Genomic DNA, 19605 nt, shown 5'->3' on the forward strand with positions numbered 1-19605 from the left:
AGGTCCTCCGGCCGGACTCCCGTCAGACCTCTTCGACGCTGCTCGGCTCGCGCCGGGACAGGTCGATGCCGAGCTCTTCCGCCGCGCGGAAGACGTCCTCGTCGGTGTCGCGCATCTCGATGGACATGCCGTCCGAGGACAGCACCTCCACGTTGAGGCACAGGGACTGCATCTCCTTGATGAGCACCTTGAAGGACTCGGGGATGCCGGGCTCGGGGATGTTCTCGCCCTTGACGATGGCCTCGTAGACCTTCACGCGGCCGGTGACGTCGTCGGACTTGATGGTCAGCAGCTCCTGGAGGGCGTAGGCGGCGCCGTATGCCTCCAGCGCCCACACCTCCATCTCACCGAAGCGCTGGCCACCGAACTGGGCCTTACCACCCAGCGGCTGCTGGGTGATCATCGAGTACGGACCGGTCGACCGGGCGTGCAGCTTGTCGTCGACCAGGTGGTGCAGCTTGAGGATGTACATGTAGCCGACCGAGATCGGCTCCGGGAACGGCTCGCCGGAGCGGCCGTCGAACAGCCTCGCCTTACCGGTCGGCTGCACCATGCGCTCGCCGTCACGGTTCGGGATGGTGTGGTTCAGCAGACCCGCGAGCTCGTCCTCACGCGCACCGTCGAACACCGGGGTGGCGACGTTGGTGCCCGGGGCGACCTGGTCGGCGCCGATCACCTGAAGCCGCTCCGCCCAGTCCTCGGCGAGCCCGGAGACGTCCCAGCCGCGGCTGGCGAGCCAGCCGAGGTGGATCTCCAGAACCTGTCCCGGGTTCATTCGGGACGGCACACCGAGCGGGTTGAGGATGATGTCGACCGGGGTCCCGTCCTCGAGGAACGGCATGTCCTCGATGGGCAGGATCTTGGAGATGACACCCTTGTTGCCGTGTCGGCCGGCGAGCTTGTCACCGTCGGTGATCTTGCGCTTCTGCGCCACGTACACGCGCACCAGCTGGTTCACACCGGGGGGAAGCTCGTCGCCCTCCTCGCGGTCGAAGACGCGCACACCGATGACCTTGCCGGTCTCGCCGTGCGGCACCTTCAGCGAGGTGTCACGGACCTCACGGGCCTTCTCACCGAAGATCGCGCGCAGCAGGCGCTCCTCCGGCGTCAGCTCGGTCTCGCCCTTGGGCGTGACCTTGCCGACGAGGATGTCACCGGCGATGACCTCGGCACCGATGCGGATGATGCCGCGCTCGTCGAGGTCGGCGAGGACCTCCTCGGAGACGTTCGGGATGTCCCGGGTGATCTCCTCGGGGCCGAGCTTGGTGTCACGGGCGTCGACCTCGTGCTCCTCGATGTGGATCGAGGAGAGGACGTCGTCCTGCACGAGGCGCTGCGACAGGATGATCGCGTCCTCGTAGTTGTGACCCTCCCACGGCATGAACGCCACGAGCAGGTTCTTGCCGAGCGCCATCTCGCCGTTCTCGGTGGCCGCGCCGTCGGCGAGGACCTGGCCCTCGATGACGTGGTCGCCCTCGTCGATGATGACCTTCTGGTTGACCGAGGTGCCCTGGTTGGAGCGGGCGAACTTGGCCAGGCGGTACGTGATGTACGTGCCGTCGTCGTTGGCGGTGGTGATGTAGTCCGCGGAGACCTCCTGGACCACACCCGCCTTCTCGGCCTTGACCACGTCACCGGCGTCGACGGCGGAGCGGTACTCCATGCCGGTGCCGACGAGCGGGGCCTCGGACTTGATGAGCGGCACGGCCTGACGCATCATGTTCGCGCCCATGAGGGCACGGTTGGCGTCGTCGTGCTCGAGGAACGGGATCATGGCGGTCGCGACCGACACCATCTGGCGCGGCGAGACGTCCATGTAGTCCACGTCGTCACCGGGAACGTAGTCGACCTCGCCGCCACGACGGCGGACCAGGACGCGGTTCTCGGTGAAGCGCATGTCGTCGTCGAGCGTGGCGTTGGCCTGCGCGATGACGAAGCGGTCCTCCTCGTCGGCCGTCAGGTAGTCGACGTCGTCGGTGACGATGCCCTCGACGACCTTGCGGTACGGCGTCTCCACGAAGCCGAACGCGTTGACGCGGCCGTAGGAGGCGAGCGAACCGATCAGACCGATGTTCGGGCCTTCGGGCGTCTCGATCGGGCACATGCGGCCGTAGTGGGACGGGTGCACGTCACGGACCTCGAAGCCGGCCCGCTCACGGGAGAGACCACCCGGGCCAAGAGCCGACAGACGGCGCTTGTGGGTGAGACCCGACAGCGGGTTGTTCTGGTCCATGAACTGCGACAGCTGGCTGGTGCCGAAGAACTCCTTGATGGAGGCGACGACCGGCCGGATGTTGATCAGGGTCTGCGGCGTGATCGCCTCGACGTCCTGGGTCGTCATGCGCTCACGCACGACGCGCTCCATACGAGCCAGACCCGTGCGGACCTGGTTCTGGATGAGCTCGCCGACGCTGCGCAGACGACGGTTGCCGAAGTGGTCGATGTCGTCGGTCTCGACGACGATGTTCGTGCCGCTGTCGCCGACCGTCTCGGTCTCGCCCGCGTGCAGCTTCACCAGGTACTTGATCGTCGAGATGATGTCCTCGACGGTCAGGATGCCCGCGTCGAGCGGAGCCTCCGCACCCAGCTTCTTGTTGACCTTGTAACGGCCGACCTTGGCGAGGTCGTAGCGCTTCGGGTTGAAGTAGAGGTTCTCGAGCAGCGTCTGCGCGGCCTCACGGGTCGGGGGCTCGCCCGGACGCAGCTTGCGGTAGATGTCGAGCAGCGCGTCGTCCTGGCCCTGGGTGTGGTCCTTCTCCAGGGTGGCGCGCATCGACTCGTACTCGCCGAACTCCTCGAGGATCTGCTCGGTGGTCCAGCCGAGAGCCTTCAGGAGCACGGTGACGGACTGCTTGCGCTTGCGGTCGATACGGACACCGACCATGTCGCGCTTGTCGATCTCCATCTCCAGCCAGGCACCCCGGGAGGGGATGATCTTGGCCGAGAAGATGTCCTTGTCGGACGTCTTGTCGATGGAGGAGTCGAAGTAGACGCCCGGCGAGCGGACCAGCTGCGACACCACGACACGCTCGGTGCCGTTGATGACGAAGGTGCCCTTGTGGGTCATGAGCGGGAAGTCGCCCATGAAGACCGTCTGGGACTTGATCTCGCCGGTCTCGTTGTTGGTGAACTCGGCCGTCACGAAGAGCGGGGCCGCGTACGTGAAGTCGCGGTCCTTGCACTCGTCGATGCTGTTCTTCGGCGGCTCGAAACGGTGGTCACGGAACGTCAGCGACATCGACCCGGAGAAGTCCTCGATCGGGGAGATCTCCTCGAAGATCTCCTCCAGACCGGACTTGGTGGGGACGTCCTGACCTGACTCCAGAGCCTCCTCGACCCGACTCTGCCAAGCGGTGTTCCCGAGCAGCCAGTCAAAGCTCTCGGTCTGCAGCGCGAGCAGGTTGGGAACCTCGAGAGGCTCCTTGATCTTTGCAAAAGAGATGCGCAGCGGGGCGGTGCTGGCGGCGTTGTTCGTATTCGCGGTCGAGGCAGTGCGCGAGGCGGCCAAGAGGGGGTCCTTCCGAGGGCTCGGACTCACTACGCGCTCCCCGGACCCTCACCCACGGCACAGAGACAGGTATCTCCGGTTCGGCCGAATGGCCAGCTCAGAGATGGTCCGATCATCGATGCTCAGGCGAGGGCAGACCCCTGGTGACGGGCAGGGGGCAGCTAACAGGCAGCGCAAAGGGTCAGTGTAGCCACTTGGCGCACTGATGTCCAGCCCTGCTTTTCTGCCCAGTCTTCAAAAACTCTCGCTGCCCTCAACGTCCTCGGCATGCCTGCCCTCAACGCACGTTGATACTGCCCTCTTCGTCACCGATCCATGCCTCGGATTCGGACCGTTCTGGCGACGCGTCCTGAGAATTGCGCGCTGCGTGCGGTTCGTCAAGGCCCCCCAGCCCGAACCAGGGCGTTCGGGAGACACGACGAAGATCACCATACCCCCCGCCCCGGAGGCGGCAAGGTAACCGTGGCCGCGCCCCCAGGAACGCCGAAGAGCGACCACCCGGATGGATGATCGCTCTTCGGTGCTTGCGCGTTACAGGTCCCGCGGAACCTGTGAGAGGTGTTACTTGACCTCGACGGAGGCGCCGGCGCCCTTGAGGGACTCGGCAGCCTTCTCGGCGGCCTCCTTGGCGACCTTCTCGAGAACGGGCTTCGGGGCGCCGTCCACGAGGTCCTTGGCCTCCTTCAGACCCAGGGAGGTCAGCTCACGCACGACCTTGATGACCTGGATCTTCTTCTCGCCGGCACCCGTGAGGATGACGTCGAACTCGTCCTGCTCCTCGGGGGCCTCGGCAACGGCGGCCGGGCCGGCGGGGGCTGCGGCGACCGCGGCGGCGGCGGTGACGTCGAACTTCTCCTCGAAGGCCTTCACGAACTCGGAGAGCTCGATGAGGGTCATCTCCTCGAACTGCGCGAGCAGGTCTTCCTGGCTGAGCTTCGCCATGATGGGCGATCCTTCCACTAATTCGGCTGGTGCCGGTATGTACATGTCTGGCGGGCGTACGTTCGGCCCGCGACGACCGTCACCTCAGGCGGGACGCCTCAGGCAGCGATCATTTCGGGAGCCGAATTACTCGGCACCGCCCTGCTCGCCCTGCTTGGCACGAAGCGCGTCCACGGTGCGGACGAGCTTCGACGGGAGCGCCTGGAAGACCTGAGCAGCCTGAGTCTGCTTGCCCTTGAAGGCGCCCGCCAGCTTGGCGAGCAGAACCTCGCGGGACTCGAGGTCCGCAAGCTTCTTGATCTCGTCGGCGGACAGCGCCTTGCCGTCAAGGACACCGCCCTTGATGACGAGGTTCGGGTTGTCCTTGGCGAAGTCACGAAGACCCTTCGCCGACTCCACCGGGTCACCGGTGACGAAGGCGACCGCCGTCGGACCGTTGAACAGGTCGTCGAGCGTCGTGATCCCGGCCTCGTTGGCCGCAATCTTGGTCAGCGTGTTCTTCACCACGGCGTACTGGGCGTTCTCACCGAGCGAACGACGCAGCGTCTTGAGCTGCGCCACGGTGAGACCCCGGTACTCGGTCAGCACGGCGGCGTTCGAGCTGCGGAACTGCTCCGTCAGCTCGGCTACCGCGGCAGCCTTGTCGGGCCTTGCCATAGAGCGTCGGCCTCCTTCCGGGTGATGAGGACCGCTCAGAAGGGGCTGAACAAACGAAACGCCCCGGCGCAGGCGCACGGGGCGTAGCTCGACCGGCATCACATACGCAATGCATGTGGTCCAGGAGCGACTTCCACATTCACCTGCGCGGGTCGTCCGCGGTTACAGCGGATCCTTCGGCCACTGCACCCTCTTGCGAGAACACAGCAACGACCAGCGGTCTTTGGCTTCTGTAGGAGCGTACGTGACCGGATCCCTGTCAAGCAAATCCGGTCCTACGACGCTCAGCTGCTCTGGAGTTCCTTCATCATCTCGGCCAGGTCCGCGGTGTCCTTGGCGGGCGGCGCCGTGACGGTCACCGGCTTGTTGTAGTCGAGGAAGGTGAAGGTCATGTCGAACTTGCCCTTGTCCGCGTCACCCTGCATGCGGAACTGCTTGGCGTGGTCCTCACCGTCGACCCACATGTCCATCGTGAACTTGTCCAGGCCCAGCTTCTCCAGCTGCTCGGTGCTCTTCTCGCGCTGCTCGCGGACCGACTTGTCGGCGTCCTTGTAGGAGGCCTTGAGCTCGGCCAGCGTGACGTCGCCCGCGTAGTGGGTCGTCTTGACCCCGTCGACCGTCTCGGTGCCGACCTTCTTCACGTCCTTGGCCCCGTTGAGGAAGGAGGACATGGAGGCCGGGTTCTGGTCGGCCTGGCCGGCGCCGGGCGCGGTGGCGCCGAGGTCACCGTCCTTGCCGAGCGAGGACAGGTCGAACTTCATCCACTTCTTGCCGTCCATCTCCTTGGCCAGCTCGGCGTTGCCGCCGATGTACATGGCCTTGTCGACGAGCCGGATCTCAGCGGAGCCCTGCTTGGGCGCGGTCATCTTCATGCTCATCGCGAGGTCGGGCTTGGTCCGCATGGAGGCCTCGGCCACCACCTGCCCCTGCTCGGGCATCTCGCCCTTCATGCGGTAGCGGAAGGAGGTGATCTCCTCCGTGTTCTTCGCCGCCTTGGCGACCGCCGCCGCGGGCGTCATCTCGGGCGATTCCTCGCCCCCCTTGGAACAGCTCACCGCACCCGCGGCGAGGGCCGCGGCGGCGAGCCCCGCGCCGATGGTCCGGCGGTGCGCGGAACGTCGTACAGAAGTAGCCATTGATTCCCCCCAAGGAACACATGGTCGATTCACAGCAAGACCGCGAGCCTATCCGAGAGGGACGCCTGGGATCCGCGAATTCCCTGTGGCTCAGGTGGGGTTGGTGCTCGACTGTGACAGGAGGGCCTTGAAGTCCTCGGTGTCGGCGGCCGGCGGCTTCCGTACCGCGACCTTGACGCCGTAGTCGCTGTAGTGGGCGGTCTGGGTCACCCTGCCGTTCGTCGTGCTGGTCTTCTCGACCTTCTTGACCAGGAGGTTCTTCTCGTTGATCCAGATGTCGACGGTCTCGGCGGTGACGTCGGCGTCCTGGAGGCGCTGCCGGAGCTCGGTGTCGGTGACGTCCCCGACCCGCACGGTGCCGGCGTAGTGCGTGGCGGCCTGGCCGTCCACGGTCTCCCGGCCGACCTCGCGCACGTCCCCGGAGTCCAGCAGCAGTCTCACCGACTGGTTGGGGGTGGTGGAGCGCATCTGGTCGGCGAGGTCGGCGCCGCCGCCGAGTGTCTTCAGGTCGTCGTAGGCGTACCTGAGCCAGTGCTTGCCGCCCATTTTGGCGGCGAAGGTGTCGCCCATGCGCGCGTAGTAGGCGTCGGAGAGGTAGCGGGCCTCCATGGAGGTGACGCCGAGGTCGCGCATCGCCTCGGCCGCCGTGCCGCCGGTGTAGTCGATGGTGAGGCTGCCGGAGAGGCCGTCGCGCCAGGCGAGGACGCCGTCGGCGGTCAGGGACAGCTGGGTGCCCATCACGGTGGTGGACCTCACCCGGGCCGTCTCGGCCCGCTCGGTGGACCGCTCGGCGGTGCGCAGGGCCGGGAGGGCGGCGGGGGCCGAGGCGGGGCGCTTGTCCTGCGGCTCGTCGGAGGAGCCCGAGGACGTGCAGGCGGCCAGTCCCGTCAGCGCGGCGGCCGTCGTGACCCAGACCGTCGTCCTCTTCATGCGTCCCCCTGGTGCAAGTGCCCTGCTCGCACGCTAACCCAGAGCGCAGCACCCGCACATGGCAACGGGCCCCGCACCTGGAAAGGTGCGGGGCCCGGGAACCTGCCGGTGTCTCAGACCGCGGCCGGGTCCTCCTCGACGAGGAGGTTGCGGGTGCGGTTGGAGTCCAGCGGAATGCCGGGGCCCATCGTGGTGCTGATGGCGGCCTTCCTGATGTAGCGACCCTTGGCGGCGGACGGCTTCAGACGGAGGATCTCCTCCAGCGCCGCGCCGTAGTTCTCCACCAGCTTGGTGTCGTCGAACGACGTCTTGCCGATGATGAAGTGCAGGTTCGAGTGCTTGTCGACGCGGAACTCGATCTTGCCGCCCTTGATGTCGGTGACAGCCTTGGTGACATCGGGGGTGACGGTGCCGGTCTTGGGGTTCGGCATGAGGCCACGGGGACCGAGCACGCGGCCGAGGCGGCCGACCTTGCCCATGAGGTCCGGGGTGGCGACGACGGCGTCGAAGTCCAGACGGCCCTTCGACACCTCGTCGATGAGCTCGTCGGCGCCGACGATGTCGGCGCCCGCGGCACGAGCGGCCTCGGCACGGTCACCGGTCGCGAAGACCAGGACCCGGGCGGTCTTACCGGTGCCGTGCGGGAGGTTCACGGTGCCACGGACCATCTGGTCGGCCTTGCGCGGGTCGACACCCAGACGGAAGGCGACCTCGACGGTGCCGTCGAACTTGGACGTGGAGGTCTCCTTGGCGAGACGGACGGCCTCGAGCGGGGCGTACAGCTTCTCCCGGTCGATCTTCTCGTCCGCAGCGCGAAGGGCCTTGCTGCGCTTGCTCACAACTGCTCCTGTGTGTTCTGAAAGGAGTCGTGGTACGGGCCGAGCAGGCCCTGCCACTTCTGCTTTGTACGGGGGGTTGGGGCTCAGCCCTCGACCGTGACGCCCATGGAACGCGCGGTACCGGCGATGATCTTCGCGGCGGCGTCCAGGTCGTTGGCGTTGAGGTCGGGCATCTTGGTGGTGGCGATCTCGCGGACCTGCGCCTGGGTGATCTTGGCGACCTTGGTCTTGTGCGGCTCGCCGGAGCCCTTGTCCACGCCCGCGGCCTTGAGGATCATCTTGGCGGCCGGCGGCGTCTTGGTGATGAAGGTGAAGGAGCGGTCCTCGTAGACCGTGATCTCCACCGGGATCACCCAGCCACGCTGCGACTCGGTCGCGGCGTTGTACGCCTTGCAGAACTCCATGATGTTGACGCCGTGCTGACCCAGCGCGGGGCCGACCGGCGGAGCCGGGTTGGCGGCACCGGCCTGGATCTGGAGCTTGATGAGCCCCGTGACCTTCTTCTTCTTGGGAGGCATAGCTCTCCGGTTCCTCTCTTCGGGTCCTACCCGGGCCCAGATTGCTCCTCTGGACGCAGGCATACCGCACAACGATAGCGGGTATAGATGCGCGGCCAAAAACCGAGCAGGTCAGACAGGCTGCGAAAGCCCGTCTGACCTGCTCGGAAGCATGCGGTCCGCAGAACCTCAGTTCTTCTGGATCTGGTCGAAGCTCAGCTCGACCGGGGTCTCGCGGCCGAAGATCTCGACGAGACCCTTGACCTTCTTCGAGTCGGCGTTGATCTCGTTGATCGTGGCCTGGAGGGTGGCGAAGGGGCCGTCGGTGACGGTGACCGAGTCGCCGACCTCGAAGTCCAGCACCTGGACCTCGACCTTGCGGGCCGGAGCCGGCTTGCCCTCGGCCTCGGCGGCCTCGCGGGCGGCCTTCTCCTCGGCCTCCGGGGCGAGCATCTTGACGATCTCGTCCAGGGTCAGCGGGTACGGGTCGTAGGCGTTGCCCACGAAGCCGGTGACGCCGGGGGTGTTGCGGACGACGCCCCAGGACTCGTTCGTCAGGTCCATGCGCACCAGCACGTAGCCGGGGAGCTTGTTCTGACGGATGGTCTTGCGCTCGCCGTTCTTGATCTGCGCGACCTCTTCCTGCGGCACCTCGGCCTGGAAGATGAAGTCCTCGACGTTCAGCGAGACGGCACGCTGCTCGAGGTTGGTCTTCACGCGGTTCTCGTAACCGGCGTAGGTGTGGATGACGTACCACTCGCCGGGAAGGGTCCGCAGTTCCTCGCGCAGGGCGGCGACGGGGTCGACCGGCTCGGCCGGCTCTTCCTCGACCTCTTCTTCGTCCTCGTCCTCGACGGCCTCGACGTCACCGCCGGACTCGTCCTCGACGTGGAGGGCGGATTCCTCGGCGGGCTCGCCCGCCTCGGCGTCGGCAGCCTCGACCTCGTCCAGGTCCTCGTCCGCGCCCTCGACGATGTCGAGCTCGTCGTCGACAGACTCGTCGGGCTCGATGGCGTCGTTCAGGTTCTGGTCAGACACGGTGGCTGCTTCTTCCTGGATACTTTGGGGTGGAACATGCGAAAAGGGGCGCCGGTAACCTCGGCGCCCTTCGCTCTGTGCTCAGCCGAATACGTACTTGGCGGCGTGGTTGAGTCCATAGTCAATCACGGTCACCAGACCGATCATGACGAGGACGAAGACGATCACCACGGTCGTGTACGTCGTCAGCTGGTTCCGCGACGGCCAGACGACCTTGCGGAGCTCTGCGACGATCTGCCGGTAAAAGAGCGCGAGGCGCTTCAGCGGGCCCTTCTTGGCACGCTTGCCGCCCTTACGGGTCTTCTTGGACTCCGGCGCCTCATCCTGGGCATCAGGCGTATCAATGGAGCCCACGGCGTCCGCCATTCGTCCTCACCTGTTCCCGGGTCGTGGCCGTGCCGCGCCCGGTTGGAGCCGCACGGCGGTGCATTGCTGTACGTACATGCGCACACATCCTGGCGAAGGTGTGTGTAGCAGGGCCGGAGGGACTTGAACCCCCAACCGCCGGTTTTGGAGACCGGTGCTCTACCAATTGAGCTACGACCCTTTGTGCGTCCCCCAACGTACCGCATCCGACCGGGTGCTCGGTGTGCACCGGCTGGGTGGGCTGCTGAAGGCCAACGAGGTGAGAGTGTACGTGGTCCGCGAGCCCTCGTCGAACAGAAAGCGCCCGTAGGGGGCTTGGGGAAGGAAGATCGCCCAGCGTGCGAGGCGAATCCGGACGGTTGTTCAGCAGTTGTTCAGTCTGTGAAACCCGCGTGCCGGGGGAGTTTCCGGTCTGAAACGATGGGCCCCATGAGCGCTGCAACCCCTCCCACCGAGCGCCGGGTCTCCGCCCGAGTCGGCGCGATCTCCGAGTCCGCCACTCTCGCCGTGGACGCCAAGGCCAAGGCCCTGAAGGCCGCCGGGCGGCCGGTGATCGGCTTCGGCGCCGGCGAGCCGGACTTCCCGACCCCGGACTACATCGTCCAGGCCGCCATCGAGGCCTGCTCGAACCCCAAGTACCACCGCTACACCCCGGCCGGCGGCCTCCCCGAGCTGAAGGCCGCGATCGCCGCGAAGACGCTGCGTGACTCCGGCTACGAGGTCGACGCGTCCCAGATCCTGGTGACCAACGGCGGCAAGCAGGCGATCTACGAGGCCTTCGCCGCGATCCTCGACCCGGGCGACGAGGTCATCGTCCCGGCGCCGTACTGGACGACGTACCCGGAGTCGATCCGGCTGGCCGGCGGTGTCCCGGTGGAGGTCGTCGCCGACGAGACGACCGGCTACCGGGTCTCCGTCGAGCAGCTGGAGGCGGCCCGCACCGAGAAGACGAAGGTCGTCCTCTTCGTCTCCCCCTCCAACCCGACCGGCGCCGTCTACAGCCAGGCCGACGCCGAGGCGATCGGCCGCTGGGCGGTCGAGCACGGCCTGTGGGTGCTGACCGACGAGATCTACGAGCACCTCGTCTACGGCGACGCGAAGTTCACCTCGCTGCCCGCGCTCCTGCCCGAGCTGCGCGACAAGTGCGTCGTGGTCAACGGTGTCGCGAAGACGTACGCCATGACGGGCTGGCGGGTGGGCTGGATCATCGGCCCGAAGGACGTCGTCAAGGCCGCGACCAACCTGCAGTCGCACGCCACGTCCAACGTGTCGAACGTCGCCCAGGTCGCGGCCCTCGCCGCGGTCTCCGGCAACCTCGACGCGGTGGCGGAGATGCGCACGGCCTTCGACCGCCGCCGCAAGACCATCGTGCGGATGCTCAACGAGATCGACGGCGTGCTCTGCCCGGAGCCCGAGGGCGCCTTCTACGCCTACCCGTCGGTCAAGGCCCTGCTCGGCAAGGAGATCCGCGGCAAGCGCCCGCAGGACACGGTCGAGCTGGCCGCGCTGATCCTGGAGGAGTCCGAGGTCGCGGTCGTCCCGGGCGAGGCCTTCGGCACGCCGGGCTACCTGCGGCTGTCGTACGCCCTGGGTGACGAGGATCTCGTCGAGGGCGTCTCGCGGATCCAGAAGCTGCTGGCGGAGGCGCAGGACTGAGCCCGCCGTGAAAGAGCACCCCCTCACATGAGGGGGTGCTTTTTTGTGCGAGCAAGACCACTAAAGGGGAAAGCGGTACCGGGACACCGGTGACGTACGGCAGGATCCTCGAATGGAGCGTGTACGTGATGTCTCTGAGCTGCCGAAAGCCCATCTGCACCTGCACTTCACCGGGTCGATGCGCCCGGCGACGGTTCTGGAACTGGCCGACAAGTACGGAGTACGGCTGCCCGAGGCGCTGACCGAAGCACTGACCAGCGGGGAACCGCCGAAGCTGCGGGCGACGGACGAGCGGGGCTGGTTCCGTTTCCAGCGGCTGTACGACGCGGCCCGCTCGTGTCTGCGCGAGCCCGAGGACATCCGGCGGCTGGTGCGGGAGGCCGCGGAGGAGGATGTGCGCGACGGCTCGGGGTGGCTGGAGATCCAGGTCGACCCGACGTCGTACGCGCCCCGGCTCGGCGGGCTGATCCCGGCGCTGGAGATCATCCTGGACGCGGTGGAGACGACCTCGCGCGAGACCGGGCTCGGGATGCGGGTGCTGGTCGCCGCGAACCGGATGAAGCATCCCCTGGACGCCCGCACGCTGGCCCGGCTGGCGGTGCGGTACGCGGACAAGGGCGTGGTCGGCTTCGGCCTCTCGAACGACGAACGCCGGGGCATGGCACGGGACTTCGACCGGGCCTTCAACATCGCGCGCGAGGGCGGGCTGCTGTCGGCGCCGCACGGTGGCGAGCTGGCCGGGCCCTCGTCGGTACGGGACTGTCTCGACGACCTTGACGCGAACCGGATCGGGCACGGGGTGCGCGCGGCGGACGACCCGCGGCTGCTGAAGCGGCTGGCGGACCGGCAGGTGACGTGCGAGGTGTGCCCGGCGTCCAATGTGGCGCTCGGTGTGTACGAGAAGCATGAGGATGTGCCGCTGCGGAAGCTGTTCGAGGCCGGGGTGCCGATGGCGCTGGGCGCCGACGACCCGCTGCTGTTCGGCTCCCGGCTGGCCGCGCAGTACGAGATCGCCCGGCAGCATCACGGCTTCTCGGACGCGGAGCTCGCGGAACTGGCCCGGCAGTCGGTACGGGCTTCGGCGGCGCCGGAGGACATGAAGGCCAAGCTGCTGTCGGGAGTGGACGACTGGCTCAGCCAGCCGGTCTCCTGAAGTGCCGGACGATCGTGTGGCGTGAGTAGGCGGCGAAGGAGAACAGGGCCGCGAGCCGGTTCAGACCGTCGTGGTCGCCGGCGAGCGGGCCGATCGATTCCGGTGCGGTCAGCGATGTGGGGCGCAGGGTGGGGCGGGGCTGGACGACGCGGTGTTCATGAGGACCGGTTTGGGGCCTGAACTCCGCGAGCCTCAGCCGCATGCTGGGGTCCTGGTCGTCACGCCGATTCCCCGGCTACCGAGATTCCGCCCAGCAGGGTCCGGGCCAGCCGGGCGGCGAACTCCTCCACCGGCGGCCGTACACCGTCCGGTGTGGCGTCGTAGGCGAACGCCCGTTGCGCGCAGGCGCCCAGGAGCAGGGAGGCCGCGGCGAAGGTGTCGGCGGTGGGGGCGACCCGGCCGATGGACTGCTCGGACTTGAGGTAGGCGTCGAGCCACTCGATCGGCTTGTGCGGGCCGGACTCCATCTCACGCATCGCGTCGTCGTGGCGGCGCTTGAGCTGGGTCTCGGCGTACAGCGAGGCGGCGATCGGAAAGCTCTGCTCGTAGAAGAGGGCGGCCTGGCGGGCGATCTCGGTGAGGTTCTCCTCCAGGGTGTGCCGGCCCGGCTCGGCGGCAAGGGCGTGCAGCAGGGGGGCCAGTTTCGGGAGGCGTTCCGCGAGGACGCGGATGAACACCTCCTCCTTGCTGGCGAAGTACTTGTACAGCGCCGCCTCGGAGCAGCCGGCCGCCTTGGCGATCTCCTTGGTCGTGGCACGCGCCAGCCCGACGGTGAGCATCAGCTCATGGGCGGCGTCGAGGATGCGGACGCGGGCCGGGCCGGACTTGGGCTCCATGCTGTTCGGTCCCCTTGGATCGGTTGGCGGGCTTGACGGGTGGGTGAGTACTTACCCACTCTAGAGGGAGGCAGGGGTGAGTGAATACTCACCCACCTCCTTCGAGTACGGGAGTACCCATGAAACTCACGGTTTTCGGTGCCACCGGGGGCATAGGGCGCGAGCTCGTCCGGCAGGGCCTGGAGGCAGGCCATGAGGTCACGGCGGTCGTACGGGATCCTGGTCGGCTGACCGTCACGGGCGCGCGGTTGGAGGTGGTCCGGGCGGACCTCACCGACCCGGAGGTGCTGCGGCCGGCCGTGGCCGGGCGGGACGCGGTGCTGTCAGGGCTCGGCCCGCGCGCCCGCAAGGACGCCGGGATCGCGGCGCGGCTGACCCGCGTGGTGCTGGCCGCGATGGAGGCGGAGCAGGTCCGGCGGGTGCTGGCCGTCAGCGCGGGGCCGGTCGGGCCGGCGCCGGTGGACGAGGGGGTGGTGGACCGGTGGATGCGGGGGCTCGTGTCCGCCGTACTGAAGGACGTCTACGCCGATCTGAGCGAGATGGAGGCGGAGCTGGCGGCGAGCGGTACGGACTGGACGGTCGTGCGCCCGCCGCGTCTTCAGAACAAGCCGGTGACGGGGGTGTACCGGGTGGTGGCCGGGGGGTTTCCGGCTCGGGGGCGGTTCATCTCGCGGGCGGATGTGGCGCACGCGATGCTGGGGATGGTCGGGGATGCGGGGGTCGTGAAGCAGGGGGTGGGGGTGGCGTACTGATGGTGCTTCGGTGCTGCCGGTAGTGACGCTGGCGGACCTGGTCGGCTAGAGGCTGACGCCCACCGTCACCGGCTCGTTGACCAGCGTGATCCCGAAGGTGTCCCGTACGCCCGCCACGACCTCCCGGGCCAGTGTGAGGAGGTCCTCGGTGGTGGCGTCGCCCCGGTTGGTGAGGGCCAGGGTGTGCTTGGTGGAGATGCGGGCGGGGCCGGTGCCGTAGCCCTTGGTGAAGCCGGCCTTGTCGATCAGCCAGGCCGCGGAGGTCTTGGTGTGACCCTCGCCCGCGGGGTAGGCGGGGGGTTCGGCGTCCTCGCCGAGGCGGTGCTTCACGCGCGCGTGGAACTCAGCGAACTGGGCGGCCGTGAGAATGGGGTTGGTGAAGAACGAGCCCGCCGACCATGTGTCGTGGTCGTCGGGGTCCAGGACCATCCCCTTTCCCGCGCGCAGCTTCAGGACGGTTGCGCGGGCGTCGGTGAGGGGGACGCGGTCGCCGGGTTCCACGCCCAGGGCGCGGGCGGTTTCGGCGTACTTGATCGGCGCGGAGAGGCCGTCGGCGTCTTCCAGGTCGAAGTGGACGCGCAGGACGACGTGGCGGGCGGGGTCTTCCTTGAAGCGGCTGTGGCGGTAGGAGAAGGCGCAGTCGTCGTTGGTGAGGGTGACGGTCTCGCCGGTGTGGCGGTCGTAGGCGATGACCTCGGTGATGGTGGAGGACACCTCCTGGCCGTAGGCGCCGACGTTCTGGATGGGGGTGGCGCCCGCGGAACCGGGGATGCCGGCGAGGCACTCGACACCGGCGAGTCCGGCGTCCACGGTGCGGGCGACGGCGTCGGTCCACACTTCGCCGGCGGCGAGCTCCAGGTGGGTGCCGGTGAGCTCGAACCCCTTGGTGGCGATGACGAGTGCGGTGCCCTCGAACCCCTTGTCCCCGATGACGAGGTTGGACCCGCCGCCGATCACGAGGAGCGGCGTGCCGGTGGCGTCGGCCTCACGGACGACCTCGATCACCTCGGCGTCGGTCGTCGCGGTGACGAGCCGGGTGGCGGGGCCGCCGAGACGGAAGGTGGTCAGGGGGGCGAGGGGGGCGTCGTGTCGTTCCTGCACGCGGTACAGCCTACGGGGGCCTCCGGCGGTGGGGCGGGGGTGCCTGCGGCGGCCTGTGCGGGTGGGGTGGGGGTGCCTGCGGCGGCCTGTGCGGGTTGGGTGGGGGCGGGCGTGGTGCGCAGTTCCCCGCGCCCCTGAGTGCCTGCGGCGGCCTGTTCCGGTTCCGGTGGGGGCTGGTGTAGCGCGTGCGGGTGTGTTGTGGGTCGGGGCCGGGGTGGGGGTATCCGTCCTCGGTCCGGCGGTTGCTGTTGCTTCGGCGGTGCCCGGTATCGGACGCCGGCCGCTATCGGGCGGACACCCCCACCCCGTCCCCTTGCCGCCGTACGCGGCTACCGGCCCGTCGGGGCGCACGGTGCGGCGAACGGCCCGTTCGGGCGCGCGGGATGGGAATCGGTCCGTCGTGGTACGCGGGGGTGGCGAACGGTCCGTCCATGGTGCGGGCGACTGCAACTCCCCAGGGGCGCGGGGAACTGCGCGACCAGCCCCCACCGGCCCGCAGACGCCCGACAACCCGACCCAGCACCCCCTAGGCGCCCCGCCCAAGCCCATCGCACGCGTTCAGCCGGCCACCGTCTCCAGTGACCGCGCCCGCTCGGAGGACGTCACCACCGTGCCCCTCTTCGCCGAGGGGATCAGCAGAGCCGCGACCCCGGCGACCGCCACCACCGCCGCGCCCGTGACCAGGGCCGGCCGCAGGCCGTCCACGAAGGACTGCCCGCTCTCGTATCCGCCCTGCGCGGAGAAGATCGACGCCATGACCGCGATCCCGAGCGCTCCACCCACCTCGCGCAGCGCGTTGTTGGCCCCGGAAGCGATCCCCTGCTCCTCGGACCGGACACTCGACATGACCAGGTTGGACGCCGGCGCGAAGAACAGCGCCATGCCGATGCCGCTGAGGATGAGTCCGGGGAGCTGCGCGGAGTAGGACGCGTCGACCGTGACCACGGACGCCATGTACGCGAGACCCGCCGCCTGGAAGAAGAGACCCGTGGCCACGACCGGCCGGCCCCCGATGCGGTCGGAGAGGATCCCGGCGATCGGCGCGACGAGCATCGGCATGCCGGTCCAGGGGAGCATCCGCAGCCCCGCCTCGGTCGGCGAGTAGCCGAGCACACCCTGCATGTACTGGCTGAGCAGGAAGATCGAGCCGAACATCCCGAGGAACATGAGCAGGCTGGCCGCGTTGATCCCGGAGAAGGCCCGGGAGCGGAACAGCCGCATGGGGAGCATGGGGTTCTTGGCCCGGGTGCTGTAGAGGACGAACGCGGTGAGCAGCGCGGCCCCGGCGAACAGGGCCAGAAGGACCACTGTGTCGGCCCAGCCGTCGGACGGGCCGCGGACCAGGCCGTACACGATGCCGAAGAGACCGCCGCTGGCGAGCAGTGTGCCGGGGATGTCGAGGCGCGCGCCGGTGCCGTGGGACTCCGCGAGGCGCAGGCGGGCGAGGGGCAGCAGGGCGACGCCGAGGGGGACGTTCAGCCAGAAGATCCACTGCCAGGAGATGTGCTCGGTGAGGCTGCCGCCGATCAGTGGCCCGGAGGCCACCGCGAGTCCGTTGACGGCGCCCCAGATGCCGTACGCCATTCCGCGCCTGGCGGCGGGCACGGCCGCCGTGAGGAGGGTGAGCGTGAGGGGCATCATGATCGCCGCCCCCACGCCCTGGACCGCGCGGGCGGCGATGAGGGAGTCGATGCCGGGGGCCAGTGCCGCGGCGGCCGACGCGCCGGTGAAGATCGTGAGGCCGGTCAGGAAGAGGCGTCGCCGGCCGAAGCGGTCTCCGAGTGCCGCGCCGGTCATGAGCAGGACGGCGAAGGTGAGCGTGTACGCGCTCACCGTCCACTCCAGGTCGTGCAGTCCCCCGCCGAGGTCCTCACGGATGGACGGCAGGGCGGTGGTGACGACGAGGTTGTCGAGGGCCGCCATGAATCCGGCGACGCTGGTGATGACGAGGGCCCAGACGGCTCCCCCGCGCCTTGCGGTCGGTGCGGCTTGCTTTTGCTGTGACATCGCTCCCCCAGCGGGTGTGATCAGTGGGTAGTTAGTGATTACTAAGTTTCTCGATCATGAAAAGGCGCCCATGACGCCTCGCGTGCTCAGTGCTCCAGCCGGCCCTTGATCCGCGCCGACGGGTACATGCCCTCCCAGACCCGGTGCCCGGGCGGAAAGCCCATCGCCGTCAGGCAGTTGACGAGCATCCCGTACGCCAGGAAGGTCGTCGTCTCGTTGGCGTCGGCGCCGAGCGGCAGATGGACGGTGTCCCACAGCCGCATCCAGCCGGCCCGCACCGCCTCTCCGAACTCGGTGTCACCCTCTTGCTCGGCAGCCCCCACCGCGACGTACATCTGCATCTGCATCATCAGCCACTCGGGCCGCTCCGCGATGACCCGGGTGTACGCGTCAGCCATGGCGTGCAGGGCCTCCTCGCCCTCCAGCCCCTTCGAGGCTTCCCCGAAGGTGCGGATGGTGTCCTCCACACAGCGCTCGGCCGCCGCCAGGAAGATCGCCTTCTTGCCCGGGAAGAGCCGGAAGAGATACGGCTGCGACACCCCGACCCGCTTGGCGATCGCCTCGGTCGACGTCCCGTGGTAGCCACCGCGGGCGAACTCGGCCGTCGCCGCACGGATGACGCTCTCACGCCGCTCTTCTGCACTCATCCTGACCATGCACCTAAGTTAGTACTCAATCACTAACTTGGCAAGGACGCCGGGTCCGCCTACCGGCAGCCCTCTCTGGAACGCCCCACCACCACCGAGCGTTGTCGCAGCAGGGGGCCGTGATGCGGTAAGGGGCGCCCCACCATGGAGAGCACCCCTTACCTCAGCAGCCGTACCCGCCCCTCAGGCCAGTCGTACGACCGCCCGCGACATCCCCAGCACCTTCTGCCCCGCACTGGTCGCCGTGAGGTCCACGCGGACGGTGTTGTCGTCGAGCTTGGCGGCAACCTTGCCGCTGACCTCGATCGTGGCCCCCTGGTCGTCGTTGGGCACGACGACGGGCTTGGTGAAGCGGACGCCGTACTCGGCGACGGCCGCCGGGTCGCCGACCCAGTCCGTCACCACGCGGATCGCCTCGGCCATGGTGAACATGCCGTGCGCGATGACGTCCGGCAGCCCGACCTCCTTGGCGAACTTCTCGTTCCAGTGGATGGGGTTGAAGTCCCCGGAGGCGCCCGCGTACTGGACGAGGGTGGCGCGGGTCACGGTGAAGGTCTGGGCCGGCAGTTCGGTGCCGACCTCGACGTCGCCGTATGCGATCTTCGCCGTCATCTTCTTTCTCACGCCTCCTCGGCCGCGCGCGCGACGAGCTTGGTCCAGGCGGTCACGACGTGCTCGCCGGCCTCGTCGTGGACCTCGCCGCGGATGTCCAGGATGTCGTTTCCGGCCATCGACCTGATCGCCTCGATGGTGGAGGTGACGGTCAGACGGTCACCGGCGCGCACGGGGCGGACGTAGGCGAACTTCTGGTCGCCGTGCACCACGCGGCTGTAGTCCAGGCCGAGCTGCGGGTCCTGCACGACCTGTCCCGCGGCCTTGAAGGTGATCGAGAACACGAAGGTCGGCGGGGCGACGACGTCGGGGTGGCCGAGCGCCTTGGCGGCCTCCGGGTCCGTGTACGCGGGGTTGGAGTCCCCCACTGCCTCGGCGAACTCGCGGATCTTCTCCCGGCCCACCTCGTAGGGGTCGGTGGGCGGGTAGGTCCGCCCCACGAAGGACTGGTCGAGCGCCATGGGCTCGGCACCTCCTGCTTGCTCTACTGACCGGTATCGGGTCTCTCAACGACGCGAGGCCGCCCCCGATCTCTCGGGGACGGCCTCGTGTACGAGCCTGATTTATCGCGTTTCGCGGTGCGCGGTGTGCGCGTTGCAACGCGGGCAGTGCTTCTTCATCTCCATTCGATCCGGGTTGTTACGCCGGTTCTTCTTGGTGATGTAGTTCCGCTCCTTGCACTCCACGCAGGCCAGCGTGATCTTCGGGCGGACGTCGGTGGCAGCCACGTGAGTGCTCCTTGACGAACGGATAGGACGGGTTCAACGCATAGAAGAGTAGCCGATCGAAGGACCGACCCCGCAATCGGCTACTGTCAGTAGCGGTGACCGGACTTGAACCGGTGACACAGCGATTATGAGCCGCTTGCTCTACCGACTGAGCTACACCGCTGTGATGCGATCGGTTCCCGCCTCGCGGCGGGAACCTC

19 protein-coding genes, 2 tRNA genes and 1 pseudogene are annotated in these 19605 nt (G+C 68.2%); 3 read left to right on the forward strand and 19 right to left on the reverse strand.

All coding sequences use genetic code 11. The features are described from left to right. Window positions 1-22: 22 nt before the first annotated feature. The 10 genes from rpoB to AQJ46_RS08385 all read right to left on the reverse strand — a co-directional run bounded on the left by rpoB (window position 23) and on the right by AQJ46_RS08385 (window position 10094). On the reverse strand, window positions 23-3508 hold the full coding sequence (gene rpoB / locus AQJ46_RS08340; RefSeq protein ID WP_059204934.1) for a DNA-directed RNA polymerase subunit beta: 3486 nt from the start codon (window positions 3506-3508) through the stop codon (window positions 23-25). A 561-nt stretch (window positions 3509-4069) separates the two neighbouring features. Then, the gene (rplL, locus tag AQJ46_RS08345; protein WP_059204935.1) at window positions 4070-4450 is read right to left on the reverse strand and encodes a 50S ribosomal protein L7/L12; all 381 of its coding nucleotides are present in this window, start codon (window positions 4448-4450) and stop codon (window positions 4070-4072) included. 126 nt (window positions 4451-4576) lie between these two features. Beyond that, window positions 4577-5107 carry a 50S ribosomal protein L10 gene (gene rplJ / locus AQJ46_RS08350; RefSeq protein ID WP_057607923.1) on the reverse strand — a complete coding sequence of 177 codons (531 nt, stop codon included), beginning with the start codon at window positions 5105-5107 and terminating at the stop codon, window positions 4577-4579. Window positions 5108-5391: 284 nt separating this feature from the next. Continuing rightward, on the reverse strand, window positions 5392-6243 hold the full coding sequence (locus AQJ46_RS08355) for a hypothetical protein (protein ID WP_059204936.1): 852 nt from the start codon (window positions 6241-6243) through the stop codon (window positions 5392-5394). 90 nt (window positions 6244-6333) lie between these two features. Continuing rightward, window positions 6334-7173, reverse strand: coding sequence for a hypothetical protein (locus tag AQJ46_RS08360; protein ID WP_059204937.1), 840 nt, complete (start codon window positions 7171-7173; stop codon window positions 6334-6336). Between the two features lie 113 nt (window positions 7174-7286). After that, window positions 7287-8012, reverse strand: a complete 726-nt coding sequence (gene rplA / locus AQJ46_RS08365) for a 50S ribosomal protein L1 (RefSeq protein ID WP_057607926.1) — start codon at window positions 8010-8012, stop codon at window positions 7287-7289. A gap of 83 nt (window positions 8013-8095) precedes the next feature. Continuing rightward, the gene (gene rplK, locus AQJ46_RS08370) at window positions 8096-8530 is read right to left on the reverse strand and encodes a 50S ribosomal protein L11 (protein WP_057607927.1); all 435 of its coding nucleotides are present in this window, start codon (window positions 8528-8530) and stop codon (window positions 8096-8098) included. Between the two features lie 168 nt (window positions 8531-8698). Further along, on the reverse strand, window positions 8699-9547 hold the full coding sequence (gene nusG / locus AQJ46_RS08375) for a transcription termination/antitermination protein NusG (protein WP_057607928.1): 849 nt from the start codon (window positions 9545-9547) through the stop codon (window positions 8699-8701). A gap of 81 nt (window positions 9548-9628) precedes the next feature. Beyond that, entirely contained in the window at window positions 9629-9913 is a 285-nt protein-coding gene (gene secE / locus AQJ46_RS08380) for a preprotein translocase subunit SecE (protein ID WP_057607929.1), read from the reverse strand. A 108-nt stretch (window positions 9914-10021) separates the two neighbouring features. Further along, window positions 10022-10094, reverse strand: a tRNA-Trp gene (locus AQJ46_RS08385). Between the two features lie 248 nt (window positions 10095-10342). Between AQJ46_RS08385 and AQJ46_RS08390 the strand changes: the two genes are divergently transcribed. Together AQJ46_RS08390 and AQJ46_RS08395 are read left to right on the forward strand one after the other, a co-directional pair. Then, window positions 10343-11569, forward strand: coding sequence for a pyridoxal phosphate-dependent aminotransferase (locus AQJ46_RS08390; RefSeq protein WP_059204938.1), 1227 nt, complete (start codon window positions 10343-10345; stop codon window positions 11567-11569). 112 nt (window positions 11570-11681) lie between these two features. After that, window positions 11682-12722 (forward strand): adenosine deaminase, encoded by a 1041-nt coding sequence (locus tag AQJ46_RS08395; RefSeq protein ID WP_059204939.1) that lies wholly within the window; start codon window positions 11682-11684, stop codon window positions 12720-12722. A 7-nt stretch (window positions 12723-12729) separates the two neighbouring features. Here AQJ46_RS08395 and AQJ46_RS08400 read toward each other — a convergent pair. Then, window positions 12730-12924 (reverse strand): annotated as a pseudogene (locus AQJ46_RS08400) (hypothetical protein); the annotation flags it as partial. A 16-nt stretch (window positions 12925-12940) separates the two neighbouring features. Further along, window positions 12941-13558: a TetR/AcrR family transcriptional regulator gene (locus AQJ46_RS08405; RefSeq protein ID WP_057607932.1), complete on the reverse strand. Its 618-nt coding sequence runs from the start codon at window positions 13556-13558 to the stop codon at window positions 12941-12943. Between the two features lie 119 nt (window positions 13559-13677). Here AQJ46_RS08405 and AQJ46_RS08410 point away from each other — a divergent pair, with 119 nt between their 5' ends. After that, window positions 13678-14310 (forward strand): NAD(P)-dependent oxidoreductase, encoded by a 633-nt coding sequence (locus tag AQJ46_RS08410; RefSeq protein WP_059204941.1) that lies wholly within the window; start codon window positions 13678-13680, stop codon window positions 14308-14310. Window positions 14311-14355: 45 nt separating this feature from the next. Here AQJ46_RS08410 and AQJ46_RS08415 read toward each other — a convergent pair whose 3' ends face one another. The 7 genes from AQJ46_RS08415 to AQJ46_RS08445 form a co-directional block, all read right to left on the reverse strand. Further along, window positions 14356-15411 (reverse strand): UDP-N-acetylmuramate dehydrogenase, encoded by a 1056-nt coding sequence (locus AQJ46_RS08415; RefSeq protein ID WP_059204942.1) that lies wholly within the window; start codon window positions 15409-15411, stop codon window positions 14356-14358. Between the two features lie 558 nt (window positions 15412-15969). After that, window positions 15970-17418 (reverse strand): MFS transporter, encoded by a 1449-nt coding sequence (locus tag AQJ46_RS08420; RefSeq protein ID WP_059204943.1) that lies wholly within the window; start codon window positions 17416-17418, stop codon window positions 15970-15972. An 86-nt stretch (window positions 17419-17504) separates the two neighbouring features. Continuing rightward, window positions 17505-18074 carry a TetR/AcrR family transcriptional regulator gene (locus AQJ46_RS08425; RefSeq protein ID WP_208616894.1) on the reverse strand — a complete coding sequence of 190 codons (570 nt, stop codon included), beginning with the start codon at window positions 18072-18074 and terminating at the stop codon, window positions 17505-17507. A gap of 174 nt (window positions 18075-18248) precedes the next feature. Next, on the reverse strand, window positions 18249-18677 hold the full coding sequence (locus tag AQJ46_RS08430; protein WP_057607937.1) for a MaoC family dehydratase: 429 nt from the start codon (window positions 18675-18677) through the stop codon (window positions 18249-18251). Window positions 18678-18685: 8 nt separating this feature from the next. Then, window positions 18686-19138 carry a MaoC family dehydratase N-terminal domain-containing protein gene (locus AQJ46_RS08435; protein WP_057607938.1) on the reverse strand — a complete coding sequence of 151 codons (453 nt, stop codon included), beginning with the start codon at window positions 19136-19138 and terminating at the stop codon, window positions 18686-18688. A gap of 102 nt (window positions 19139-19240) precedes the next feature. Then, the gene (gene rpmG / locus AQJ46_RS08440) at window positions 19241-19405 is read right to left on the reverse strand and encodes a 50S ribosomal protein L33 (protein WP_018834916.1); all 165 of its coding nucleotides are present in this window, start codon (window positions 19403-19405) and stop codon (window positions 19241-19243) included. A gap of 90 nt (window positions 19406-19495) precedes the next feature. After that, window positions 19496-19568, reverse strand: a tRNA-Met gene (locus AQJ46_RS08445). Between the last annotated feature and the right edge of the window lie 37 nt (window positions 19569-19605).

This window comes from Streptomyces canus (genome assembly GCF_001514145.1).
Taxonomy (GTDB): Bacteria; Actinomycetota; Actinomycetes; order Streptomycetales; family Streptomycetaceae; genus Streptomyces; species Streptomyces canus.